This window comes from Enteractinococcus helveticum, from assembly GCF_001657475.1.
Taxonomy (GTDB): Bacteria; Actinomycetota; Actinomycetes; order Actinomycetales; family Micrococcaceae; genus Yaniella; species Yaniella helvetica.
The window spans coordinates 90,639-116,162 of sequence record NZ_LXEY01000011.1; the positions used below are offsets into that span (position 1 = coordinate 90,639).

The window sequence follows — 25,524 nt, forward strand, 5'->3', positions numbered from 1 at the left end:
TGTGATTGCAATATAGCGAGCACCTCATGTTGCACAGCAGTGTCAACGAAGGTGTCTATCGTGTTGGATAACCTGACATCTAGGATGATGGGCTATCAAAAACTTTCCGCAGAATTGCGGTAAAGACCAGGCCGAATACGATCGGTTTAGAAAAGCTCCAAACCGTAAAAACGTTCTCGTTAGGGCCGGAATACTTCCATGGTAGCACCTTGAGCGGCCACAGGCAGAATCCTGACATCCCAGTGTTGCTCAGATTTCGCTGCGCGCTGGGTTAGCTTGTCCGCAACGACGTCGGCCTCGGCCGAATTCGCGGCGAAAACGCACAGGGTTGGACCGGCTCCCGAGACGACGGCGGCATGGCCTTGGTCGCGCAATGCTCCGATGTAGGCCAGGGTTTCGGGCATCGATGGTTGCCGGTATTTTTGGTGCAACCAGTCTTCGGTGGCGGCCAACAGCAATTCCGGGTTCGTCGTCATGGCAGGGGCCAATAACGCTGCTCGCGAAGCGTTGGCTACGGCTTCAGTGTGCGGCACGCTGGCCGGCAGCAGGGTTCGTGCGGCCGCCGTGGACAGCGGCTTGGATGGAATGGCCACCACAGGGGTTACCGCAGTGTGCGGGGTCAGCTGCAGGCTGTGATAGCGCTTGGCGCCGTCGTCGGGCTCACTCCAGGAAAAGGTCAGCCCACCGTAGACCGCCGGGGCCACATTATCCGGGTGGCCCTCGGCTTCAGAGGCCCACTGCAACAGATCTTCGTTGGTGATCTCACAGTCCGGGGGCAACAGGGCTTTGACGGCCAGGGCGGCGGCGATGTGTGCGGCTGCCGAAGACCCCAGGCCACGGGAGTGTGGGATCCGGTTGATGGCGTGCAGTTCGAGGCCGGGCAGATGCCAGCCGAGTTGCTCCAGTCGGGCACGAATCTGGGTGATGATCAGATGCCGCGCATCGGTGGGCAGGTAGTTGTGTCCTTCGCCCTCAACGGTGGCGCTAAACCCTGCCTCCGTGGTGCGGATTTCCAATTCGTCGAACAGGGCTACCGCAATGCCTGCGCTGTCGAAGCCGGGGCCCAGGTTCGCCGAAGTGGCCGGAACTTGAATTTTGGCGACGATGCCAACGGGGACCCGGTTCGCTGGTGGTGTGGTGGCCGGTGATGCCACGATCATTTACCTTCGACCCGCATGACGGACAACACGTCGTCTACGACGTCCAGAGTTTTGGTTGCTTCAAGTGTCTTGGCCAACTGGGATTCCTTGGCACGGTGGGTAATGAACGACAGCAGCGCGGTCTTGTGCTCCTCGGTCGAGGCCTCATCTGGGGTCTGGTTCATTGATTTGATCGACACGTTGTGCTCGGCAAAGGTGCCGGCAACCTTGGCCAGGACACCCGGTGCGTCAGCGGCACGTACGACCATCATGTATCGGGTCGTGGTTTCGCCAATCTCCAGGGAATCCAGTTCACGGCGTGCGGTGTGGGTACGGCCTGGACCACCGCGCAGTTTGCGCTTGGCGATCGACATGACATCGCCCATCACGGCAGATGCGGTCGGGGCGCCACCGGCACCCGGACCGTAGAACATCAATTCGCCGGCGTTTTCGGCTTCAACAAATACCGCGTTATAGGCACCCCGCACCGCGGCCAGCGGGTGTTGGCGTGGCAGCAGGGTTGGGTGCACGCGCAGCACCACACCGGCTGGGTCGTCGAGTTGTTCAGCAATGGCCAGCAACTTGATAATGTAGCCGGCGCTAGCAGCAGCCTTGTGGTCCAGGTCAGTGATCTGGGTGATGCCCTCGGTGTAGACCTGATCCAAGGTAAATGGTGCGTGGAAGGCTAGGTGTGCCAGGATCGCGGCCTTGGCTGCGGCGTCGTCTCCCCCAACATCGGCGGTCGGATCGGCTTCGGCATAGCCTAAGCGTTGGGCTTCGGCCAGCGCATCATTGAACGAGGCACCGGTGGTGTCCATCTGGTCCAAAATGTAGTTCGTGGTCCCGTTGACGATACCCATAATGCGGGTGACCCGGTCGCCCGACAGCGAGTCGCGCAGCGGTCGCAGAATCGGAATGGCACCGGCCACGGCTGCCTCGAAGGACAATTGGACGCCGGCCTGGGCTGCGGCTTCATACAGTTCGTTACCGTGGGTAGCTAGCAGCGCTTTATTTCCGGTGACGACGTTGGAGCCCTGGCCAATGGCTTTCAGGATCAGCTCACGCGCCGGGTCGACGCCGCCCATCAGTTCGATGACGATATCGGCATCGGCCATGACCTCATCGATGTCATCGGAGTAGTACTCGGCAGGCAGCTGGTAGTCGCGGGTGGCCTGCGGGTTGCGAACAAAAATCCCGGTCAGCTGCAGTTTGGCGCCGATGCGTTGTGTGAGGGCATCAGCATCCTCGGTGAGAATTCGAGCAACCTGTGATCCGACGGTTCCACCGCCCAACAATGCAATGTTCAGGGCTGGGGTATCAGATGCAGTGGTCATGGTCCTCCGAGTCGATAATGAATGTGGCTATGGCACCGTGTGGTTATTGTAGTCCAGTTGCATCCGCTGGCTTACAAATCGACCTCACGTGCAAAAAGATCATCGTAGGTTTCGCGCCGAATAATTTCGCGGGCTTGGCCGTCTTTGATCGCGACAATCGCCGGGCGCAGCAGCATGTTGTAATTCGAGCTCATCACATGCCCGTACGCTCCAGTGGCTGGCACCACGAGCAGATCCCCGTGGTCGGTGTCTTCTGGTAGATACACCGTATTGACCACTATGTCACCGGATTCGCAGTGTTTGCCGACGACGCGGGAGAACACCGCATCAGCATCCGAAACCCGGTTGGCCAATACCGCGGTGTAGTCGGCGTCGTAGAGCACCGGACGCGGGTTATCCGACATTCCGCCGTCCACGGCCACGTAGCGCCGCGGGTAGTGTTCACCATCGTGTTCTACCCACACGGTCTTGGTGGTACCCACCGTGTAGATCGTCAGCCCGGCGGGGCCTGCGATCGAACGGCCCGGCTCAATGGAAATCCGTGGACACGTAATGCCCAACCGGTCGATTTCTGTGCTCATGTGCGCAGCTAAATTTTGGGCAATGACGGCGGGCTCTACTGGATCATCGGCTTCGGTATAGGCGATGCCGTATCCCCCACCGATGTCGAGTTCGGCAATGACAATGTCTTCGGCGGCCAACACGGCGATGAATTCCAGCATGCGGGTCGCAGCGGTTTCAAAACCAGCCGAGTCAAAAATTTGGCTACCGATATGTGAGTGCAGCCCCACCAGGTTGATGTGTGCCGCGTTAGCGGCAAAATGCACGGCTTGGTAGGCATCCGAGGTTTCGGCGCCTGGCGCCGGCGTCATGGTCAGTCCGAATTTCTGATCCTCGTGTGCGGTGGCAATGTGCTGGTGCGTCGAGGCATCGACGCCCGGCGTGAGGCGCAGCATGACGTTGGCCGTTTGCCCCAGTTGGGCGGCCATGGCCTCAACGCGGTACAGCTCGGGTAGTGAATCAACTACGATCCGGCCGATCTGATGGGAAATTGCGGTGTGTAGTTCCTCGTCGGATTTGTTATTACCGTGCAGCCCAATATGGGACGGGTCGGTACCGGCACGTAGCGCGAGGGCCATTTCACCACCGGAGGCGGTGTCCATTCGTAGGCCTTCTTCTTTGACCCACTTGGCGATCTGGACGGTTAGTAAGGCTTTCGAGGCATAAAACACATCGACCCCGCCGCACAGCGGCTCGAAGGCCTCGTTGAAGGCGTCAACGTAGGCGCGGGCGCGGGCGCGGAAGTCGTTTTCGTCGATGACCCACAACGGGCTGCCAAACTGTTCGACTAATTCGGTCACACCGATCCCCTGGATGGTGACTTGACCGGCATCTCGGGCCACACCGGAAGAAAAGATCTTGGCGTTGAGTGCCGCGGTATCGGCTGGCAGGCTCAGCCAGGCTGGCGCTAGCGGTGAGTGCATTACATTTTCTCCGGTGCTGAAACGCCCAGCAGGCCCAAACCATTGGCCAACACCTGGGTGGTGGCATCGTTGAGCCAGCGGCGGGAATAGTTCACAGTTTCTGGGGCGGGTTTGGTGCCGTCTTGAGCTGGTACCGGAACGATTCGGCAGGCTGCGTACCAGGCGTGATAGGCCGCAGCAATGGCTTCTAGGTGGCGGGCTACACGGTGTGGTGCCCGACCTTTTGCTGCCGCACCAACCACCGATGGGAACTGTGCCAGTTTGGACAACAGTTCTTCTTCGGTCGGGTGATCCAGCGATGCGGCATCGAATTTTTCGACCTCGCGCACCACGCCTTGAGCATCGGCAGTCCGAGCTGCCGAACGCGACCGAGCGTGAGCGTACTGGACATAGAACACCGGGTTGTCGTTGGTCTGAGAGCGCAGCAGGTCCGGGTCGATTTCCATGGGCGAATCGTTCGGATAGCGGGCTAGCGAGTAGCGCAGCGCATCTACACCCAACCAATCAATCAGATCGCGTAGTTCAATGATGTTGCCGGCGCGTTTGGACAACCGTGCACCATTAACCGAAATCAGCTGGCCAATGAGCACCTCAATGTTTTGGTCCATGTCGTCACCAGCGCACGCGGCCAAAGCGCGCAGCCTGTTGACGTAACCGTGGTGGTCGGCACCCAGCAAATAGATCTTCTGTTCGAAGCCGCGGTCTTTTTTGGATAAGTAGTAGGCGGCGTCGCCGGCGAAATAGGTGGGCTTGCCGTCGGCTTTGATCAGCACGCGGTCTTTATCGTCACCGAAATCGGTGGTGCGTAACCAGAAGGCCCCCTCTTGTTCAAAGGTGTGTCCCTGGGCCTTGAGACGCTCCAGCGCACTTTCAACGGCGCCATCTTCGTGCAGCTTGGATTCCGAGAACCACACGTCGAAGTGGACGGCAAACTCATCCAGCGTGGCGCGGATGTCCGTTAACTGGATTTCGTAGGCACGCTTGCGCAACTGCGGCAGCGCTTCGTCATAAGTCTGATCTTTGATGGTGGGGTCTTCGGCCAGAATCGCCTCAGCGATTTCGTGAACGTATCCTCCGGGGTATCCACCTTCTGGCACATCCTGGCCGTGCATCCGAGCCCACACGGAAGCAGCAAAGGTTTCCAGCTGGGCACCGTAGTCGTTGATGTAGTACTCATTGGTCACCGTGGCACCGGAAGCGCGCAGCAGTCGGCTAATGGCATCCCCAAGCGCAGCCCACCGGGTGTGCCCAATGTGCAGTGGGCCGGTGGGGTTGGCCGAGACAAACTCCAGGTTGACGACGTCGCCAACGGCCTGATCGTTGCGCCCAAATTCCTCGCCGGCCTCCACAATGGTCCGCGCTAGCTCACCGGCGGCAGCGGCATCGAGAGTGATGTTGAGAAATCCTGGTCCGGCAATATCGACCGCAGCAACCCCGTCGAGGGCCTGAATCTTTGGGGCGACAATCTCTGCGAATTGGCGCGGATTCATGCCGGCGCGTTTGCCCAGCTGCATCGCAATATTGGTCGCCCAATCACCGTGGTCACGCGACTTAGGGCGTTCGACTCGTGGTGCTTCTGGCACCGCATCGACCGGGAGGTTAATTTCCCCGGCATCAACGGCAGAACGCACAATGTGGGCAAGAGCAGCAGAGAGAGTTTCAGGATTCACGTGTCCAAGTTTAGCTTTCGTCGTCTAGGTCAGCACCTTTAAGGCAAAGTTACACTCGTCACCGGACGTTCTGGAGTCAAGTATTTCGTTGCGCGTGATTTTTACGGTAGGGTATTCAAGGTCCACCGGAACTTTTTGAGTATCCTTGTGGATATCCGCCTCCGTAGCTCAGTGGATAGAGCGTCTGCCTCCGGAGCAGAAGGCCGTAGGTTCGATTCCTATCGGGGGCACAAACCCTACAGGCATGATTCATGTCCTGTGGGGTTTTGTGGTTAATCGAGTCCTACGACGACGCACCGAGCGTCCGTCCCATAAATCACTTTTCAAGTAATTTGATCTGAGTCTTGGTGTCATCCGGGCGCTCAACACAGATTCGCCTCATGGTCTTTGCCCTACTCAGCGGCATGAAACACCCCACTATCACCGGTGATGAATAGAACATCCTTCAGATATTGATTCTCGAGTTGACAAGCAGGTTTGGGGTCAATGAGATATTGTGACATGATAAACCGTTGCTGCATACTTGAAAAATCAACCGATGCAGAAAGCAGACTTTTTGGACGGCAGATACATGCGTAGGAAAATCCACCCTCGGGAGGGGCAGGAACAGCTCAACCCCAACGACGAACTTTCAGTCGGGTTAGACATCATGCGTCGGCGGGAAGCTGCACATCTTCCACGTACCGAACTGGCCCAGAAGATTGGCATTTCCGAACGGACACTTTTCCGTTGGGAAATGGAAGGCACCACCATGAAAAACCGGGAACGCGCCATCGAAGCGCTAGCTTCTATGGTGTACACCCCGGGTGGTCGTCCAACTGCTTTGACGATGACCCGTAAGGAACTGCGCCGGGCGACATCAATGGATCTGGCCTCTGAGCTGCAAGATCGGGCACGCATCATGGACAACTACACCCAGTTGGTCGAAGACCTCAAACACCGACTCCGTCAGGATGGTCTCGACCACTACATTCCTCCGGGTCTGTAAATCTCATAAAAGCCAGCGTGATCTCGCTGGCTTTTGTTTTTCCTCTCATGACTGTTCCTCGTCCCCATACCCTTACCGCATAGATCCGCCAACAGATGTGCATCGTCTGGTCGCGCAATGGCCCGTGATTTCTTCGATCAGTTGGTTTAGATTGGTGGTCGACCCATACTGTGCTGCGATCAAGAGGAATGCGCTATGACCACAACTTATCGGACACAAAACCCAGCCACCGGGGAACTGGTTGAAGAATTCCCGTATGTCTCAGACAACGAAATCCAACAGACCTTGGCCTCTGCTGCGAGCGCGTATCGCATCTGGTCCGCGATGCCCATGGCGGAACGCGGCAAAATCCTGGTAAAACTTGCCGACCTATTCGAGGAGCGTGCCGAAGAACTCGCCGCGCAAGCCACCCTGGAAATGGGCAAGAACACTCGTGAGGCCATCGGTGAAGTCCAGTATTGCGCGCGCATTATCCGGTACTACGCTACCGAAGGCGAACGGTTGGCCGCTGACCAGGAGCTCAAGAACATTGACGGTCAGACAGCGATCCTACGTCGTCGTCCTATTGGCACCATTTTGGGGATTATGCCGTGGAACTTCCCTTACTATCAGGTGATCCGCTTTGCTGCACCCAATTTGATGTTGGGCAATACCGTGATCCTCAAGCACGCCGAAATCTGTGCTGGCACGGCCTTGAAGATCCAAGAGCTCATGCGTGAAGCGGGCGTGATTGAGGGTGCCTATATCAATGTGTTTGCCACCCATGATCAGGTTTCCACAATCATCGCGGATCCTCGGATCCAGGGTGTCTCGCTGACCGGTTCCGAGCGCGCAGGGTCAGCCGTTGCTGAACAAGCTGGCCGCCATTTGAAAAAGGCCGTCCTTGAACTGGGTGGTTCGGATCCCTACATTGTCTTGGATTCTGCCGATGTGGCGACTTCGGCCCGCCGCGCATTATTCTCTCGGTTGAGCAACAGCGGCCAGACCTGTACTTCGAATAAGCGCATTATTGTGATGGATGACATCTATGACGAGTTCGTAGCTGAGCTGACCAAACTGGCCTCCGAGCTCACCCCGGGCAATCCATCCGATGCGAATCGCAGTGAATACGCTCCCCTGTCATCAGAGGCAGCGGCCATCGGTTTGATGGAACAAATTGAAGATGCCCGCAAGGCCGGAGCGACCGTGCACGTCGGTGGTCAACGCCCTGATCTGCCTGGTTATTATGTGGCACCCACCGTCCTGACCGATGTGCCTGAAACGGCCCGCGCCTACTCGGAAGAACTCTTTGGACCGGTGGTGATGATCTACCGAGTCCACACCGAAGGTGAAGCCATCGAACTGGCCAACTCGTCATCCTACGGTCTGGGTGGCGCAGTATTCTCCGCAGATGAGGCACGTGCCCAAGCGGTGGCAGATCGTCTGGAAGTCGGGATGGTGCACATCAACGCATTCAATGTCGGCGGTGAAGACCTGCCCTTCGGTGGGGTAAAACGCTCCGGGTTCGGACGCGAGCTTGGCCCGTTGGGCATGGATGAGTTCGTCAATAAACAACTCATCACCGTCAACACCCCGCGCTAAATACTCCGGTGCTCTCGGATGACTCGTTGAGGTCACCCGAGAGCACCGTCTTTTGGCCCTGCGCGTCCGTACTGCGCGAGCTGACGCGGACTACCGTAGAATTCTGAACATCATGTCCCATACTTCAGCGTCTCAGTTGCCTGCCATTACGTTCCCCGAAGACCTACCGGTCTCCCAGCACCGCGAACACATCATGGCCCAACTGGCCGAACATCAGGTCGTCATCGTTGCGGGCGAGACCGGTTCCGGTAAGACCACCCAGTTACCCAAAATGTGTTTGGCACTGGGACTTGGCCAGACCGGAATGATCGGACATACCCAACCCCGCCGGATTGCCGCCCGATCGGTTGCTGAACGTGTCGCTGAAGAGCTCGGCCAAGACATTGGCGCAACCGTGGGCTACCAGGTGCGTTTCACCTCCGAAGTTTCAGACGACACCCGGCTGAAGGTCATGACCGATGGCATCCTGCTGGCTGAAATTCAACACGATCCCACCTTGTCGAAGTATTCGGTTATCATCATCGACGAGGCCCACGAACGCAGCCTAAATATCGACTTTCTGCTGGGCTATCTCAAACGACTGCTGGCCAAACGCGCTGATCTAAAGGTCATCATTACCTCGGCCACAATCGATCCTGAGTCCTTTGCCGAACATTTTGCAGATGCCAACGGCAACCCCGCCCCCATCGTGGAAGTCTCGGGTCGCACCTATCCGGTGGAAATCCGCTACCGGCCCCTGACCCAGCAAGCCCTGCCGGATGATCCCGATGATGACGCCGATGATTTAGAAGACGCCCGCGATCCGCTGGATGCGATTGCCGACGCCGTCGATGAACTCAGCCACGAAGCACCCGGCGACATCCTGATCTTCTTTCCAGGAGAGCGCGAAATCCGCGACGCCGCCGAAATCTTAGGCCCGCGGGTCGCTCGCAACCCGCGGCTCACCAACGCCGAGATTCTGCCGCTATTTGGTCGGCTGTCACTGCAAGATCAACAACGCGTATTTCGCCCGGGCAACAACCCGCGTATCGTATTGGCCACCAACGTTGCCGAAACCTCGTTGACGGTGCCCGGCATCAAATATGTTATCGACACCGGCACCGCCCGCATTTCTCGGTATTCGCAGCGCACCAAGGTTCAGCGTCTGCCCATCGAACGAATTTCGCAGGCCTCGGCACAGCAGCGCTCCGGTCGAGCCGGGCGCACCAGCCCGGGTATTGCCATCCGGTTATATTCCGAAGAGGACTTCACCGCCCGCCCCGAGTTCACCGACCCGGAAATCCTGCGCACCTCGTTGGCCTCCGTCATTTTGCACATGGCCTCGATCAACATCATCGACACCGCCGAAGAACTCGACGCTTTCCCGTTTTTACAGGCTCCTGAACATAAACAAATTACCGACGGCGTCACGCTTTTGACCGAACTGGGCGCATTGAATACCGGTAACCCGGTCACAGTGCGCGGCCGCGGCGGCCGCTGGGTGACCCGCACGTTTACAGCCGGCACGATCACTCCCCTGGGTCGACGCCTGGCCCGGCTGCCAGTGGCCCCTCGGCTGGGCCGCATGATTCTGGCTGCGGAAACCTACGACGTCGTCCCCGAGGTATTGGTTCTTGCGGCCGGGTTGACGATTCAGGACCCACGCGAGCGGCCCGAAGAGCACCGGGCCGCCGCAGATGCACTGCATAAGCGATTCACCGATGAGAAATCGGATTTTTCTGCCCTGCTGAACCTGTGGAATTATCTGCATGAACAACAGCGCGAGTTGTCGGGCAACCAGTTTCGAAAACTGTGTCGCCGAGAATTTATCAACTACCTGCGGGTGCGCGAATGGCAGGACCTGGTGCGCCAATTACGCCAGATCGCCCGGGAGGTAGGCATCAAGACCGGTTCCAAAACCGTTGATGCAGTGGCCCATCACGACGGCGTACATCAGGCGCTGTTGACCGGGTTATTGTCGCATATTGGGTCGTGGGATGAGCGTCGCAAACAGTACCAGGGCGCTCGTGGTTCACGCTTTGCCATTTTCCCGGGATCCGGGCTCTTCAAACAACGCCATGATTTCGTGATGGCAGCCGAGCTGGTGGAGACCTCTCGGTTGTGGGCTCGCCAGGTGGCCGCGGTCGAACCCGAGTGGATTGAAGAAGCCGCCGGATCGATTGCCAAGGTCAATACGTCGGACCCGTATTGGTCTCGCCGCAATGGTACGGCGATGGCTCGGCAACGGGTCACGGTGTACGGCGTCACCATTGTGACCGATCGGCCGGTGCGCTACTACAACGTGGATCGTGCAGCCGCCCGAGACCTGTTGATCCGGCACGCGCTGATTGACGGCGAGTGGAATACCCGGCATCACTTTTTCAAGCGCAACCTGCAACGTTTGGCCGAGGTTGAGGAGCTGGAAACCCGACTGCGGCGTCGTGACCTGATGGTTTCCGAGGACGCGCTGTATGAGTTTTATGATGCCCGCATACCCGAACATGCGGTCTCTCAGCGGCATTTCGATGCGTGGTGGCGCAAGCAGCGCCACGAGGATCCCGAGCTGTTGGACTTTGATCCAGCCAAGTTGATGGCTGCTGAGGCAACGGATCTTGACATTGACCAGTTCCCCGACGTGTTTGTGCATCCCACACCTACTGGTGATGTGGAATTGCCGCTGCACTATGAGTTCAAACCAGTCATCGCCATTGGTGCGGATGCCTCGGGCAACGGTCAGCCGCCAGGGCCACAAACAGATGGTGTGACGGTTACTATTCCGCTGGCGCTGTTGCACTACATGGATCAGCAGCGCTTCGACTGGCTGATTCCAGGGTTGCGCACCGAGCTGATCACCGCGCTGATTCGAGGGCTGCCCAAGCCGATCCGCAAACAGCTGGTACCGGCTCCTGATACTGCCCAGGCTGCCGCTGAGCACCTGGAGGCCACAGCCGACCCGGCAGCCGATCAGTTCTATACCGAGTTGGGGACCTTTTTACGTCAGACCAAGCATCAGCCAGTGGGCTCCGATGATTGGGCGCCGGAAAAGCTTCCACCGCATTTGCGGTTCAACTATCAGGTCGTGGATGATCGCGGGGCCATTGTGGGCACCGGAGATGATCTGCAGGCCCTGCAACGTGATTTGGCCGGACAGAACCAGACTGCGCTGGCGGCATCGCTGACCGAGGCGGCTAAAGAACGCGGAGTGAGGCTGCCCAAATCCGGGCAACCCGGCGCCAAGCCGCAGCCCAAGCGGCCGCAGCAACGCCACAGTGCGCCAACGCCTCCAACGCCGTCGTTGGAACCACAGACCGGGCTGACGACATGGAGTTTCGGGGATCTTCCTGAGACGGTCGAAACCTCAATTTGGACGGGAACGGCACACCAGCAGGTCACCGGCTATCCGGGGCTGCAGTCCGAGGATCAGGCCTCGCCGTCGGCAGCGCTGGTGATCCTGCGCACCGAGGGCGAGCAACGTGCCGTGCACCGCGGCGGCGTCATCGCGCTCTTACAGGCCGAGTTGCCCAATCCACAACGCTATATTCTGGATCACCTCTCGGCGACCGAAAAGCTTGCGTTTGCACATTCGCCCTATAAGGACAGTGCCGCGCTGGTGACTGACTGTACGCGAACCGCCATTGATGCCCTGGTACCTGATGCGTTGCCGATGACTGCAGCGGCCTACCAGGTACTGAAGCAACAGGTGCACGAAGAACTCATCGACACGACCTTCAACGTCACGACCGTGGTCGCTGAAATCTTGAACCTCTCACGAGAGGTTGATCGCCGGATTCGCAAGATCCGTTCCCTTGCCCTGGCGGCTGCGGCAGCCGATTTGCGTGCCCAACATGACCAGTTGATCGGACCCAAATTTGTGTCAACCACCGGGTGGACGCACTTGCGACACCTGCCCCGCTATCTGCAGGCGATGAACCTGCGCATGGACAAGCTGGATGCTGGCGGCGCGCTGCAACGCGATGGATTGAATACACAGGCAGTTCACGAGTTAGAACACGCCTACGAGGACCTAAAAACCCAGGCCCCCGCAGGCGTGCCCACACCGGCCGCAATACAAGAGATCTTTTGGTTGCTCCAAGAATTACGGGTGTCGCTCTTTGCCCAGGAACTGGGCACCGCGGCCAGTGTGAGTGAAAAGCGTTTGCGGCAGGCCATCAAAGCCGCCGCAGCAGCATTGCATTAGTCTGCTGGGACGAATTCGCCGTGGCCTGCGTCGCGCAGTGCGGCACGCAAGTCGGTTGCGGCCTCGTCCATTTTCTGCTGGTCCGGTTCGCGCATGACCCTGCGCAGATCAAAATCTGCCAGGGATTGGGTCGGGAAGACGTGCAAGTGCAGGTGTGGGACCTCATAACCGGCGATCATCATCCCAGCTCGAGCGGCTCCCAGTCCGGCTACCTGCGCAGCCCCAATCCGCGAGGCGACCGTGTAGAGGTGGGCGTTGAGGTCTTCATCCACGCCGGTCCACATATCGACTTCTTGGCGTGGGACCACCAGGGTGTGCCCGTAGGACAACGGGTTGATGTCTAAGAACGCCACGCATTTTTCGTCTTGCCAAATGAAGCGACCGGGGATGTCGCCGTCAATAATTTTGGTGAAAATTGTAGCCATGAGCTCTCCTGTATACAAAGACAACGGTATATTCCGCCACCAGTCTAGTAACCCCGGTGGCAAAAGCTCAGGGTTGAGGCGCTAGAGGTCGGTTGGCATGTCTCCGGGGGCTTCCCCGGTGGCGACCGGATGATCGCGGGATGAGGACCATGCCGACCAGGAGCCCGGATACAGGGCCCCTTCAAACCCAGCAAGGGCTAGTCCCAGCACGGTTTTGGAGGCGGTGACCCCGGAACCGCAATAGGCGGTGACGGCGGATTCGGGTTGGACCCCGTGGCGGGCAAAATATTCGCGTAACTGTGCTGCCGGCAGGAAACGACCCGAGGCATCGGTCAGGTCTGCTCCGGGGGCGGAGACCGCCGAGGGAATATGACCGGCCACCGGGTCGAGCGGCTCTTCTTGCCCCGTGTAGCGCTCAAAGGCGCGGGCATCCAGCAGGATCCCATGATTCTGGACGAATTCGGGGACCTGCTCAGTATCAACCACCGGCATCTTGCCCCAGGACAGATAGGCCGAACCAATGCGCGGCAGGACTTCTCCGGCGTGCAACGGCAGATCAGCATTGCGCCAGGCGTCCAGGCCGCCATCAAGCACATAGACTTCTTTTTTGCCCGCATATCGTAGGAGCCACCAGGCGCGAGCGGCAGCCGAGGAAGCCACCGCGTCGTAGATGACCACGGTATCGCCATCGTTGAGTCCCAGCATGCGCACCGCATCGGTAAATTTCGCAGGATCCGGTAGTGGGTGCCGACCGGCGGCAGGGGCACCGTGTCCGGCAAGGTGGCTGGTCATCGACACATAGACGGCCCCGGCAATATGGCCCTGACGGTAGGCCTCATGGTTTTGCGTTGGATCCGTAGCTGACCAGCGAACATCCCAGATCACCAGTCTGCCCAGTTCCGGCACGGGCGTGGGGGCAACAAAACCTTCGGGTTGGGTGGGCAGCTGATCGGCCAGGAGCCGGGTGCGCACTTCTAAGGTGTGTTCATCAGGCAGACTGTAGCCGGTGCGATCCAGGCCCATCCAGGCGGCCAGCACATCAACGCTGACCAATACGGGGTGGTTTGTCACTGGGCGCCTCCAACACAGTTGGCACGGAACGGTCCATCGTTTTGTGTGACACGGAGTGTGCCAGTTCGCTGCGGAATTTTCACATCCTCCACAATAGCCCGGGCAGAGCTGGATTGCACGGTTAGCGCATTTAATCACCGAACTCTAGGGCAACCCGAGCTTCCTTGCTACACTGTAGGCCGAGTTCATCACGTCAGAAGGGGAACCCACCAGCATGTCGTCAGCTTCATCGCCTCGGCCCCGCACCCGCAATACGTGGCAGAAACAGGCCATCGATACGATCTTAGATCACAGCCCAGACTTCTTGTCGGCCCAACAGGTCCACCAGTCAGTGGCCGAATCGGGCAGGACAGTTTCGTTAGCGACCGTGTATCGAGTGTTGCAATCCCAGGTGGAAGACGGCGTCGTCGACATTCTCGCATTGGACGACGGCCAAACCCTGTTTCGCAAATGTGCCTCGACCGGACATCACCATCACCTCGTGTGTCGCAACTGTCGGGCAACCCAAGAGATTGAGGCTCCGAAAATTGAGCAATGGGCCGATCACGTGGGTGAAGATTTCGGCTACACCGACATTAATCACACGCTCGAAATTTACGGGCTGTGCCCGCAATGTGCACAAGCTGCCACTTAATCACCAGCGGTGGCTAGATGCTAGATGCTAGATGCTGCGGTGACCGTAACCGGCGGTGTGTTCTTCGACCTCGTGCGCATCGCCCTCGGCAGTGCATTCGGGTAGTTCCACCACGGTGGTGCCATTGACGTCGGCCGGCTCGTGCAGGCTGCCCAGTCCGTAAGCTGTTTCTAAGTTTTCGCGAGTCAGGACATCTGCCGGTGCTCCGGCGGCGATGACTTTGCCGTCCATCAGAATCACGTGATCTGCGGCGGCGGCTTCATCCAGATCGTGAGTGGTCAAAATAACCGAGTGGCCGTGTTCTTCTACCTCGGCGTGAATGACGTCGTCGATGATGCGCATTGAGGTCAAATCCAGGCCCGTCATCGGCTCATCCAACACCAGAATCTCATGACCTTGAGCAATGCCCTGGGCCACATAGACGCGTTGGCGTTGTCCACCGGAGAGTTCTTCCAGGTGGCGATGTTTGAGATCCGTAATGTTCATAACATTCATCGCGTAATTGATGGCCGAGCGGTCATGCGAGCGGAACATGCCAAACCAGCCGCGCTGGGCGTAGCGGCCCATTGACACGACGTCTTTAACGGTAATGGGCGTGCCCGTGGGGAACACAACCGACTGCATGACAAACGAAATGTCTTGCTTGACCTCTTTCACCGGCTTACCCATGACGCGGATTTCCCCGGCACTAGGCGACAAGATCCCGGCAATGGCCTGCAGCAGGGTGGTCTTGCCCGAGCCGTTCGGCCCGATGACGGCGGTAATTTTGCCCTGCGGGATGGTGAAACTGGATGCCGAAACGGCTCGATGGGAGCCACGATATAACACAATGTCGTGGCCTGCTACGAGAGTCATGAGGCTCCTTGCTTAGCGAAAGTCGCGCTTCGGCGACGTCGGTGAATTGCACCGGTGAGTTCTCGGATCAGCAACACTAGGAAGAATCCCACGATCGCGACCAGGGCCATGGAGGCGCCCGCGGCAGTTCCCAGATGGTAACTGAATATCAATCCAACAGTAACAGACACCACGCCAATGATCAGCGACGCCAAAATCATTCTGGGCACGGTGCGGGTAATTAATGCGGCCGTGGCGGCCGGGCCAATCAGTAGCCCGAGCACCAATAATGTCCCAACGGCCTGGAAGGATCCAATGACTGCCGCAGCGATCATCATCAATAACAACCAGTGCGTCAGCTGTGGGCGCATTCCCAGCGCCTCGGCTTTATCCGGAGAAAACGACAGCGCCATCAGCGGCCGGTATAACAGTAGCGAGACCACCCCAACGCCGATCACAAATAGCAGTTGCATTTGGATATCAGCCCAGCTGACGCCCAGCGCGTCACCGAATAAGATGGCGGTCAACGAACCTTGGAAGCTATCGGCACGGGAAATGACGACGACGCCCAGGGCCATCATGCCCACAAACAACAAGCCAATGGCAGTGTCTTCTTTTAGGCTGGTGGTCCGGTAGACCAGCTCCATCAGACTCACCATAACGATCGCTGCCAGCGCGGCCCCAAGATAGGGCGAGAACCCGAACAGCACCGCGGCGGCAATGCCGGGGACCACACCGTGGACAAAGGCATCGCCAAAAAAGCTCATCCCGCGCAGCACCAGCCACACGCCCACGAAACTCGACATCAAGGCAGCCAAGAGTCCCCCGAGCAGTGCTCGGATTTGAAAACCAGCCTGGAATGGTTCGACCACCCAGTTCAGTAACTCCACTACTTGGCGTCCTTCCTGTAGGTTTGCATGGTTAGTTTAGAGCCTCGGCCAGGGCTTTGGCGTTATACAGCATTGCTTGTTGATAGGTTTCGGCCTCGGAACCTGGTTCTCCGACCGCGGATTCATAGAGTTCAACCACCGGGATGGTGCCACCGGTTTCCTCTGACAGCGCCTGAATCATCCGATTGGTATTGGACTTCGAGGTCACCAGCGCATCGGCACCTTGGTCATTGAGCAACTGGGTCAGCTGAGCCAGATCTTGAGACGAGGGCTCCCCATCGGTAGAACCGCCTGGAATGACTACACCTTCAATTTGGACGCCGTAGCGGTCAGCAAAGTAGCCATAGGCTGCGTGATCGGTAACCAGTCGTGCGGATTCGACATCGGCAAGGGTTGCTTCCATTTGTGCATCGACGTCGCGCAGCTCTTCGGCAACTTCGGTACCGCATGAGGTATAGGTGTCATCGCCGGTCACCTCGGCAAGCTTGGCCCCGATCAATTCAGCGCCATCAGCCATTCGGGACACATCCATCCAAATGTGTGGATCGTGCGCGCCGTGGTCATGATCATCTGCACTGTCTTCTGCACCGTGCTCTGCTTCGTGATCGTGGTGGTGTTCTTCCAGTGACAGAGGCTCCAGCTGCGGGGCGAGTTCAAAAACCTCGGCGCCGTCGGTCACAGCGTTATCAATCGAGCGTTGCATTGACGATTCCAAGCCCAGACCGTTGGTCACCACCAGGTCAGCAGAGATCATGTCGGCTATTTGGGCACTGGAGGCTTCAAACTGGTGCGGATCATCGCCAGGGCCCATCAACACTTGAGTCTCGCCGCCGGCGCACTCGGTCACCTGGCCAGCAACCGATCCCACCTGGGTAGTGGTGGCGACAACTGTGCCAGTGGCTTTGGCAGCGGCGTCGTCATCGCCGGTCCCGGAGCTACAGGCCGACAGCGCCAATCCGAACACCGACAGCATTGTCGCGACCGTCAGCGTGCGCTTGGGGTGTGTATGCATCAAGAATCCTTTGAGAAAAGAGGGAATGAGGCAACGTCGAGTCTCCGACGTCCACCACCAAACACTAATGCAAACAATTCGCATTAGCAATAATCGTGCCAGGCTTGGCACTTATAGGGCCGGCTCTCCCCCGGCCCTGCCCATTTGCTGACGAATATTGACTCGTTGCGACTGGGTGATATCGCGGATCTCGCCGACCAACACTTCGATGACGTCTTCTAAGAACAGGATTCCTACAGTTATACCGTTGGCGTCCTGCACCCGAGCCATGTGCACGCCAATGCGCTGCATGACCGTCAAGGTGTCGTCGATATGTTTATCCACCGTAACGTTGACCATCGAACGTATACGGTTGACCGGGATCGGGGCGGTATAGCGTTCACTCGGAATCGACATCAGGTCTTTGATGTGCAGGTACCCAATCAGGGTGTTATCGGATGAGTCTTCGACGACGAGTCGCGACAACCCGGTTTTGCGAACGGCTTGGTCAAAGTCCTCTGGAGTGGCCGTTGAGTCGATCGAGACGATCTGATCAATCGGGACCATCACTTCGCCTGCTGGCACATCTGAGAAACCCAGTGCCCCAGACAGCAGCCCGGTTTGGTCATCAACCAGACCGGTACGTTGTGATTCCTCAACAATGGATTGGACCTCTTCTAAGGTATAGGTGGAGGTCACCTCTTGCTTGGGTTCAACCCGGAACAGGCGCAGAATAATGTTGGCTGACCAATTGAGAATGCGGATGACCGGGCGAAAGACCTTTTCCAGGAATACCAACGGAGGCGCCAGAACAAGCACTGCCCGATCGGCGATACTGACCGCAGCGTTTTTTGGCACCATTTCGCCAAAGGTGACGTGCAAGAACGTCACGATGACCAGCGCCAGGATGAAGGCAATCGTGCCGGCAAATGCTGGGTCGATGCCCAGCGCTTCCAGTGGGACGGCGAAAATATAGGCGATCGCGGGCTCAGATACGTTCAAGATTAACAGCGAACACACCGTGATGCCCAGCTGACAGATGGCCAGAATATCGGTGACGTGTTCCATAGCAAACAGGGCGTATTTGGCAAGCTTGGAGCCGTCTTCAACCCGGGGTTCAATCTGTGCTCGGCGTGCGCCCATAACCGCGAACTCACCGGCGACGAAGAACGCGTTGCCAGCTAGCAAAACGATCAGCCATAGTAGGCCAGGAATGTGCTCGCTCATGCGTCCTCCTTCGCAGTAGACATTGGCTGGTCAAGATCGGAGTCTTCAGGCATGTATTTCACACGTTCGATCCGGTGGCCATCAATGCGACGAACTTCCAAGACGCCGTTATCCAGATCGACGGTGTCGCCGACGTCAGCGACTCGGCCAAGTTCGGCCATGATGAATCCGCCAACGGTCTCATAGGCTTCATCTTCTTCGATGATCAGCCCTGGAATATAGGTCATGACTTCATCGGGGCGTAGCCTGGCTGGGAAAAACCAGCCACCGTCGGCACTTTGTAATACCCCGGGGCTCAGCCGGTCATGTTCGTCGGCAACTTCACCTACGATTTCTTCTACGAGGTCTTCCAGGGTGACAACGCCTGCGGTACCACCATATTCATCGACGACGACCGCCATCTGGAATGGGGCCTCACGTAGATCGGTGATGAGGGTATCCAAATTGACCGATTCGGGGACTCGAGTGATCTCGCTGGTAATTGTTGCAGCAGACAGTTGGCTACGTTTTGTACGCGGTACAGCAATGGCCTTTTTGATGTGCAGCACACCGCGAATTTCATCGGCGTGGCCCTCGGTCACCGGAAAGCGCGAGTACCCGGTGGAGCGGGCAACCGCCAATACGTCGTCAAGACTTTGATCAGCCTCGACGGTCTCCATGTCCATGCGCGGGGTCATCACATCGGCTGCGGTGCGCTCACTAAATTTCAAGGTTCGATCCACGAAGGCGGCCGTTTTGACATCCAAGGTCCCCATCTCAGCCGAACGGCGCACCAACGACGAGAGCTCTTCAGGGGTTCGCGCACCAGACAGCTCTTCTTGCGTCGCCATTCCAAACAGGCTCAAGACCCAGTTGGAGAAGTTATTCAATCCTGCAATAATCGGGCGGAAGATCGCGGTAAAGATTAGTTGGGGGCGGGCCAGCAGTCGCGCAACAGGCATGGCTTGAGCCAATGAAAGATTCTTTGGCACCAGCTCACCGATCAGCATCGACAAACCCGTACCAATGATCATGGCCAGGGTCAGCGACACCGAGTAATTCAGTGCTTGGTTGTCGCCCAAGATGGCTTCTAGCGGGACCTGAAAGAGTACGCCCAGTGAAGGCTCTAAGAAAAAGCCCGTCAACAGCGCGGTCAAGGTGATGCCTAATTGGCACGATGACAGCTGTGTCGACAACGACTTCAATGCTTTGAGCACCGGTTCGGCGCCCTTGTCGCCGTCGTCGACCATCCGTTGGACCGTTGGTACATCCAGGGATATCAGCGAGAATTCCACCGCGACGAAAAAGCCATTGCCCAGAATCAGCAGCATGCTGACGCCGAACAGTAACCATTCCACTAGCACCGGAGATCACCGCCCCGGCCTGTGCTATTTTGTTGACTCAGCGGCCAACTCGGAGGCTCCATTTCGTTCGCCGGAGCGTGGCGAATTGTTCTGTGATTCGTGCATTGAGCACGTCTGTCATCGTCCATGATGCACCTATTATAGGGCCTTTTGATTACCAGGAACTGGCAACCGGGCGTCCTTCTTCATATCCTGCGGCAGATTGGATCCCGACGACGGCGCGCTCGTGGAATTCCGCCAGATTTTTGGCCCCAGCGTAAGTCATCGATGACCGTACCCCTGCGGTGATGTCATCTAACAGATCTTCCACGGATGGATGGGCTGGGTCGACATACATTTTCGATCCGGAGACGCCTTCTTCAAAGAAGGCTTTGCGGGCACGTGCGAATGCATCATCTTGGGCGGTGCGAGCCGATACAGCTCGAGCCGAGGCCATACCGAAGTTCTCTTTGTACTTGCGGCCATCACGATCCATGAACATATCCCCGGGTGATTCCATGGTGCCAGCAAACCACGAGCCAATCATCACCTGTGACGCCCCTGCAGCCAGCGCTAGGGCAACGTCGCGTGGATACTTGATTCCGCCATCGGCCCAGACGTGTTTTCCATGGGAGGCTGCCGCTTGGGCGCAATCGTAAACCGCCGAGAATTGTGGGCGACCGACTGCCGTCATCATGCGCGTGGTACACATCGCACCAGGGCCGACTCCAACTTTGACGATATCGGCGCCAGCTTCGATCAGATCATGGGCACCATCGGCCGAGACGACGTTACCTGCGACCACAGGAACCGGCAGATCGCGCAAGCTGCGCAACGCGGTTAACATTTTCTCCTGGTGACCGTGAGCGGTGTCGACCACAATGACATCGATACCGCTGGCCACCAACGCTTCGGCATGCTCGGCAACATCCGCGTTGACTCCCACTGCGGCACCTACACGCAAGCGGCCTTGGGCATCAGTGGCAGGCGTGAAAATGGTCGAACGCAGCACGCCGTTCAGGGTCAGCACACCCACCAGACGCGTGCCGTCAACAACGGGAGCGTAGTTGACCTGTGCATCATGCATTTTCATATACAAATCACGCAGCGCCTTGGCTCGCGCTTCTGCAGGCAGGTCCTTGAGATCAGAGGCGGCAACCGTATACAGCGGTTCGCGCAGTAGCGACTGCACCGAGGCAAATTGGTCGATGTTTTCAGTCTCGGCATTATGCACGATCCCCAGCAGCGATTGATTCGCATCGACAACACATACCGCTGGATGGTTGCGTTTTTCTGCCAGGTGGCGAACGTCTAAGACCCGATCATCCAGTCCCACATGCAGCGGGGTTTCAAATAGGGTGTCGCGAGATTTGATCCAGTCGATGGACTCTTGAATGAGATGCAGTGGGGTGTCCTGCGGAAAAATCCCTAATCCACCACGGCGGGCGACGGTTTCTACCATGCGTCGACCCGTAACCCCGCTCATATTCGACGACACCACGGGAATCGTGGTTCCAGTGCCATCGGTGGAGGATATATCAACACTCATTCTTGAACCGACCTCAGAACAGGACGGCACAAGAAAAACATCTGAATACGTGAGGTCTGTAGAAACAGGATTAAGAAAACGCATAAAACCATCATGACAGCTTTTTGCTCGTGTGGCAGGAGTTACAAATCTGCACTACACTGCAAATGTGTTGCACCTCACCTTTTTTACAGCACATTTTGCGTGCAGCCGATCTGTGAGCAATCCAACGTATTCTGTGGCAATTTGGATGCGAATGTCACTATGATAGATCCAGCTGCCGTTGATGGCTGGCTTGAGTGAGTCCAGCCTCACTCAAACCAAGTACCGGGACACCATGAACGGCCCCCGACGGCGAGTTTCGTCGGCCCGGCGGTTAGAGATCTCGCCACGTGTACGCACAAAACACAAGAAATTACGGAAGAGGCCTTCACCGTGCCAGAACTTACGTCCGCCCAGCTCTCCGAGGAATTTCCCGGCAATGAGTGGCTTGTTGCGGATATCTACGAAAAGTACAAGGCGGATAAGTCTTCTGTGGATGAAAAATGGGCTGAGATTTTCGCCCGTTTAGAAGCTGCCAACACCTCTGATTTCCCACAGAGCTCAGCAGATTCACAGACCGCCGCACCTGCTCAAACAGCACAGAAACAAGCTGCAACTTCTGCAGCCGCCGCTCCGAAGACGGCAACGAAAACTGCGACTGAAGCAACCGCGGCCAACGGGACGAAACCACCGAAACCAAGAGTTCGCCGTGCTGAAGCCGCCCCACATGCCATTACCTCTGAGCCATCGATTGCTCCTCGCCAGGAGCAAAAAGAAGACGGCGAAAAAGCCAAAGAAGACGAATGGATTCGTCTTCGCGGTATGCCCCAGGCTATTGCCAGCAATATGGACGCGTCCCTGTCCATGCCAACCGCCACGACCGTGCGCGATTTGCCAGTCAAGGCCCTGGTGGATAACCGTACGATCATCAACAACCACCTACAACGTACTCGCGGTGGGCGCGTGTCCTTCACCCACCTCATCGGATACGCAGTTATTCGCGCACTCGTCAAGCACCCAGAGATGAACGCGATCTATCGCGAACAAGATGGCAAAAAATTCAAAGTCAATCCGGCGCATATTAACTTCGGTCTCGCCATTGACCTACCAAGCGACAAAGGCGAACGCGCGCTCGTCCAGCCATCCATTAAAGCCGTTGAGGACATGAACTTCCGTGAGTTCTGGGAAGCGTACGACGATCTCGTCAAACGCGCCCTGAACAACAAGCTGACCATGGAAGACCACTCCGGCACGACCGTTTCGCTCACCAACCCGGGTGGTATTGGAACCGTTCACTCGGTACCTCGTCTGTCCGAAGGTCAGGCCGCCATCATTGGTGTTGGCGCGTTGACCTACCCGGCAGAATTTGAAGGCACCTCCCAGAAGGTCCTGTCTGATCTTGCCGTCTCCAAGACTATGACCGTCACCTCCACCTATGACCACCGCGTCATCCAGGGTGCCGGCTCCGGTGAGTTCCTGCGCACCGTCCACAACCTGTTGCTGGGCGATGAGGATTTCTACGATGAAATCTTCGTCAACCTGCGTATTCCTCATGTGCCAGTTCGTTGGGCACCGGATGTCCAGGTTGATCCGCAGGATGAGGTCGGCAAAGCCGCCCGCATTCAGCAGCTCATCCACTCCTACCGTGTGCGCGGCCACCTGATCGCTGATACCGATCCACTGGAATACCGCATGCGCACCCACCCAGACCTTGACCTTGACTCACATGGGCTGACCCTGTGGGACCTGGATCGTGTCTGGCCAACCGGTGGCATTGGCGGCAAGTCCCACATGCTACTGCGTGATCTGCTCGGTGTGCTGCGTGACGCCTATACCCGCAACTCCGGGTATGAGTACATGCACATTGATGATCCAGAGCAACGCGCATGGTTCCAAGACAAACTGGAACACCCATTCGTGAAGCCCACACGTGAAGAACAGCTGCGCATTCTCGGTCGACTCAATGCTGCTGAAGCATTCGAAACCTTCCTGCAGACCAAATTCGTTGGTCAGAAGCGCTTCTCGCTCGAAGGCTCCGAGTCACTGATTCCACTGTTGGATGCACTCCTGTCGGGTGCCGCAGACGACGGCCTGGATGAAGTCGCCATCGGTATGGCCCACCGCGGTCGTCTCAACGTGTTGACCAACATCGCTGGCAAGACCTTTACCCAGGTCTTCCGGGAATTCGTTGGTGATATCGATTCCACCGTCGCTCAGGGCTCGGGTGATGTGAAATACCACCTGGGCACCGAAGGAACGTTCACCTCATATAACGGCAACACCACCACCGTGTCAGTTGCCGCCAACCCATCACACCTAGAAGCCGTCAACCCGGTTCTGGAAGGCATTGTGCGTGCCAAGCAGGACCGCTACGACCACGGTGCGAAGTCACCCAAGTCGTTTTCGGTACTGCCAATCCAGGTTCACGGTGACGCCGCATTCGCCGGCCAGGGTGTCGTCTTTGAGACCATGCAGATGTCTCAGCTCCGCGGCTACCGCACCGGTGGAACCCTGCATGTTGTGATTAACAACCAGGTCGGGTTCACTACCCCACCATCGCAGTCGCGTTCGTCGACGTATGCCACCGACGTTGCCCGTTCCATTCAGGCACCGGTCTTCCACGTCAATGGTGATGACCCAGAAGCAGTAGTGCACGCAGCACAGCTGGCCTTCGAATACCGTCAGCGTTTCCACCGCGATGTTGTCCTGGATCTAATTACCTATCGTCGTCGTGGTCACAACGAAGGTGACGACCCATCGATGACCCAGCCAGGCATGTACAACCTGATCGCCAATAAGACTTCGACTCGTCGTCTCTATGTGGATGCGCTGGTTGGTCGTGGTGATATCACCCAGGAAGAAGCCGATCAGGCAGCTGCTGACTACAAGAACCGTCTGGAGTCTGCGTTCGCAGAAATTGGTGAGGCCGAGACCTCGCCAATCCCAGTGCTAGGTTCAGCACACGGTATTGAGGACACTTCCAAGATCTACACGCCAGAATCCACAGCGATCTCTGAGGATATGCTGCGTCGCATCGGCGAAGTCCACATGGAGATCCCAGAGGGCTTCAACGTCCATCCGAAACTGCTCACGCTGCTGGAACGCCGTAACAAGATGGCCATCGATGGCAACATCGACTGGGGCTTTGCCGAGCTGGCAGCCTTTGGCTCGTTGATGATGGAAGGCGTACCCGTACGTTTGGCCGGTCAGGATACCCGCCGTGGTACCTTCGTCCAGCGTCACGCGGTCTTCTACGATCGCGAAACGAATGACGAATGGACCCCGCTGTCCTCGCTGTCACACAACCAGGGCAAGTTCTGGGTATATAACTCCCTGCTGAGCGAATACGCCGCACTGGGCTTCGAATACGGATACTCAGTAGAGCGTCCAGAAGCACTGGTGCTGTGGGAAGCTCAATTCGGTGACTTCGTCAATGGCGCCCAGATCGTTATCGATGAGTTCATCTCCTCGTCCCAGCAGAAATGGAACCAACACTCCTCGATCGTGTTGTTGTTGCCGCACGGCTACGAAGGTCAGGGACCTGACCACTCATCAGCACGCATTGAGCGGTTCCTACAGCTGTCTGCCGAGAACAACATGCGTGTGGTGCAGCCATCCTATGGGGCAAACCACTTCCACTTGCTGCGCGAACACGCGTACTCCAGCCCACGCCGTCCACTGATTGTGTTCAGTCCAAAACAGCTGCTGCGTCTGCGCGCTGCGGCTTCCCAGGTAGACGACTTCACCAAGGGTCGTTTCATGCCGGTCGTCCCAGACGAAACCGCACCGAAGTCAGCCAAGCAGCTGCTGCTGGTCTCCGGACGGCTGTACTACGACCTTGTCCAGCACCGCAAGGCATTGGACATGGAATCGGATGTTGCCATCGCGCGTGTCGAACAGCTCTACCCACTGCCAGCTGAAGAGATTCAAGCCGAGCTCAACAAGTACACCAACGCGAAGGTCTCCTGGGTTCAAGATGAACCAGCAAACCAGGGACCATGGCCATTCATGCTGCAGAACCTGCTGCCTGAACTGGACCGCGAGGTCTCGCTCATTAGCCGCCAAGCTGCAGCTTCTCCATCCGCCGGTAACAAGCCGCGTCATGATGAAGAACAGGACACCCTGCTACAGGATATCTTCGGCTCCTAGTCGAACCTTCTATTTGTAGTCCAACCTGTTGCGGTCCA

Annotated in this window: 17 protein-coding genes and 1 tRNA gene; 6 read left to right on the forward strand and 12 right to left on the reverse strand. The window is 57.6% G+C overall.

From position 1 onward, the window contains the following. Nucleotides 1-179: 179 nt before the first annotated feature. From thrB to argS, 4 genes are all read right to left on the reverse strand, one after another. Nucleotides 180-1,160 carry a homoserine kinase gene (thrB, locus tag A6F49_RS03515; RefSeq protein WP_043057016.1) on the reverse strand — a complete coding sequence of 327 codons (981 nt, stop codon included), beginning with the start codon at nt 1,158-1,160 and terminating at the stop codon, nt 180-182. Further along, nucleotides 1,157-2,473 (reverse strand): homoserine dehydrogenase, encoded by a 1,317-nt coding sequence (locus A6F49_RS03520; protein WP_043057017.1) that lies wholly within the window; start codon nt 2,471-2,473, stop codon nt 1,157-1,159. The genes thrB and A6F49_RS03520 overlap by 4 nt, the downstream gene beginning before the upstream one ends. 71 nt (nt 2,474-2,544) lie before the next feature. Continuing rightward, complete coding sequence (gene lysA / locus A6F49_RS03525) at nt 2,545-3,957, reverse strand: diaminopimelate decarboxylase (protein WP_043057018.1); 1,413 nt, start codon at nt 3,955-3,957, stop codon at nt 2,545-2,547. Continuing rightward, nucleotides 3,957-5,627 carry an arginine--tRNA ligase gene (gene argS, locus A6F49_RS03530; protein ID WP_043057019.1) on the reverse strand — a complete coding sequence of 557 codons (1,671 nt, stop codon included), beginning with the start codon at nt 5,625-5,627 and terminating at the stop codon, nt 3,957-3,959. The genes lysA and argS overlap by 1 nt, the downstream gene beginning before the upstream one ends. 157 nt (nt 5,628-5,784) lie before the next feature. Between argS and A6F49_RS03535 the strand changes: the two genes are divergently transcribed. From A6F49_RS03535 to hrpA, 4 genes are all read left to right on the forward strand, one after another. After that, nucleotides 5,785-5,857 (forward strand) — tRNA-Arg (locus tag A6F49_RS03535). Between the two features lie 308 nt (nt 5,858-6,165). Beyond that, nucleotides 6,166-6,615, forward strand: a complete 450-nt coding sequence (locus A6F49_RS03540; RefSeq protein ID WP_043057020.1) for a helix-turn-helix domain-containing protein — start codon at nt 6,166-6,168, stop codon at nt 6,613-6,615. A gap of 195 nt (nt 6,616-6,810) precedes the next feature. Further along, nucleotides 6,811-8,196, forward strand: a complete 1,386-nt coding sequence (locus tag A6F49_RS03545; RefSeq protein ID WP_043057021.1) for an NAD-dependent succinate-semialdehyde dehydrogenase — start codon at nt 6,811-6,813, stop codon at nt 8,194-8,196. A 112-nt stretch (nt 8,197-8,308) separates the two neighbouring features. After that, nucleotides 8,309-12,373 carry an ATP-dependent RNA helicase HrpA gene (gene hrpA / locus A6F49_RS03550; protein WP_043057022.1) on the forward strand — a complete coding sequence of 1,355 codons (4,065 nt, stop codon included), beginning with the start codon at nt 8,309-8,311 and terminating at the stop codon, nt 12,371-12,373. Here the strand turns inward: hrpA and A6F49_RS03555 are convergent. Continuing rightward, nucleotides 12,370-12,798, reverse strand: coding sequence for an HIT family protein (locus A6F49_RS03555; protein WP_043057023.1), 429 nt, complete (start codon nt 12,796-12,798; stop codon nt 12,370-12,372). The genes hrpA and A6F49_RS03555 overlap by 4 nt on opposite strands. An 81-nt stretch (nt 12,799-12,879) precedes the next feature. Beyond that, nucleotides 12,880-13,869, reverse strand: a complete 990-nt coding sequence (locus tag A6F49_RS03560; RefSeq protein ID WP_235604847.1) for a sulfurtransferase — start codon at nt 13,867-13,869, stop codon at nt 12,880-12,882. Nucleotides 13,870-14,083: 214 nt separating this feature from the next. Here A6F49_RS03560 and A6F49_RS03565 point away from each other — a divergent pair, with 214 nt between their 5' ends. Next, nucleotides 14,084-14,503 (forward strand): Fur family transcriptional regulator, encoded by a 420-nt coding sequence (locus tag A6F49_RS03565; protein ID WP_043057024.1) that lies wholly within the window; start codon nt 14,084-14,086, stop codon nt 14,501-14,503. Nucleotides 14,504-14,530: 27 nt separating this feature from the next. Here A6F49_RS03565 and A6F49_RS03570 read toward each other — a convergent pair whose 3' ends face one another. From A6F49_RS03570 to guaB1, 6 genes are all read right to left on the reverse strand, one after another. Then, entirely contained in the window at nt 14,531-15,358 is an 828-nt protein-coding gene (locus tag A6F49_RS03570) for a metal ABC transporter ATP-binding protein (RefSeq protein WP_052504699.1), read from the reverse strand. Then, complete coding sequence (locus tag A6F49_RS03575; RefSeq protein ID WP_235604848.1) at nt 15,355-16,227, reverse strand: metal ABC transporter permease; 873 nt, start codon at nt 16,225-16,227, stop codon at nt 15,355-15,357. The genes A6F49_RS03570 and A6F49_RS03575 overlap by 4 nt, the downstream gene beginning before the upstream one ends. A gap of 31 nt (nt 16,228-16,258) precedes the next feature. Then, nucleotides 16,259-17,239 (reverse strand): metal ABC transporter substrate-binding protein, encoded by a 981-nt coding sequence (locus A6F49_RS03580; RefSeq protein WP_043057025.1) that lies wholly within the window; start codon nt 17,237-17,239, stop codon nt 16,259-16,261. A 111-nt stretch (nt 17,240-17,350) separates the two neighbouring features. After that, complete coding sequence (locus A6F49_RS03585) at nt 17,351-18,445, reverse strand: hemolysin family protein (protein WP_043057026.1); 1,095 nt, start codon at nt 18,443-18,445, stop codon at nt 17,351-17,353. Further along, complete coding sequence (locus A6F49_RS03590) at nt 18,442-19,782, reverse strand: hemolysin family protein (protein WP_043057027.1); 1,341 nt, start codon at nt 19,780-19,782, stop codon at nt 18,442-18,444. The genes A6F49_RS03585 and A6F49_RS03590 overlap by 4 nt, the downstream gene beginning before the upstream one ends. A 160-nt stretch (nt 19,783-19,942) precedes the next feature. Then, the gene (gene guaB1, locus A6F49_RS03595; protein WP_043057028.1) at nt 19,943-21,400 is read right to left on the reverse strand and encodes a GMP reductase; all 1,458 of its coding nucleotides are present in this window, start codon (nt 21,398-21,400) and stop codon (nt 19,943-19,945) included. Nucleotides 21,401-21,730: 330 nt separating this feature from the next. On the opposite strand from guaB1, the gene A6F49_RS03600 reads away from it, so the two are divergent. Next, nucleotides 21,731-25,486 carry a multifunctional oxoglutarate decarboxylase/oxoglutarate dehydrogenase thiamine pyrophosphate-binding subunit/dihydrolipoyllysine-residue succinyltransferase subunit gene (locus A6F49_RS03600; protein WP_043057029.1) on the forward strand — a complete coding sequence of 1,252 codons (3,756 nt, stop codon included), beginning with the start codon at nt 21,731-21,733 and terminating at the stop codon, nt 25,484-25,486. The last annotated feature ends 38 nt before the right edge of the window (nt 25,487-25,524 follow it).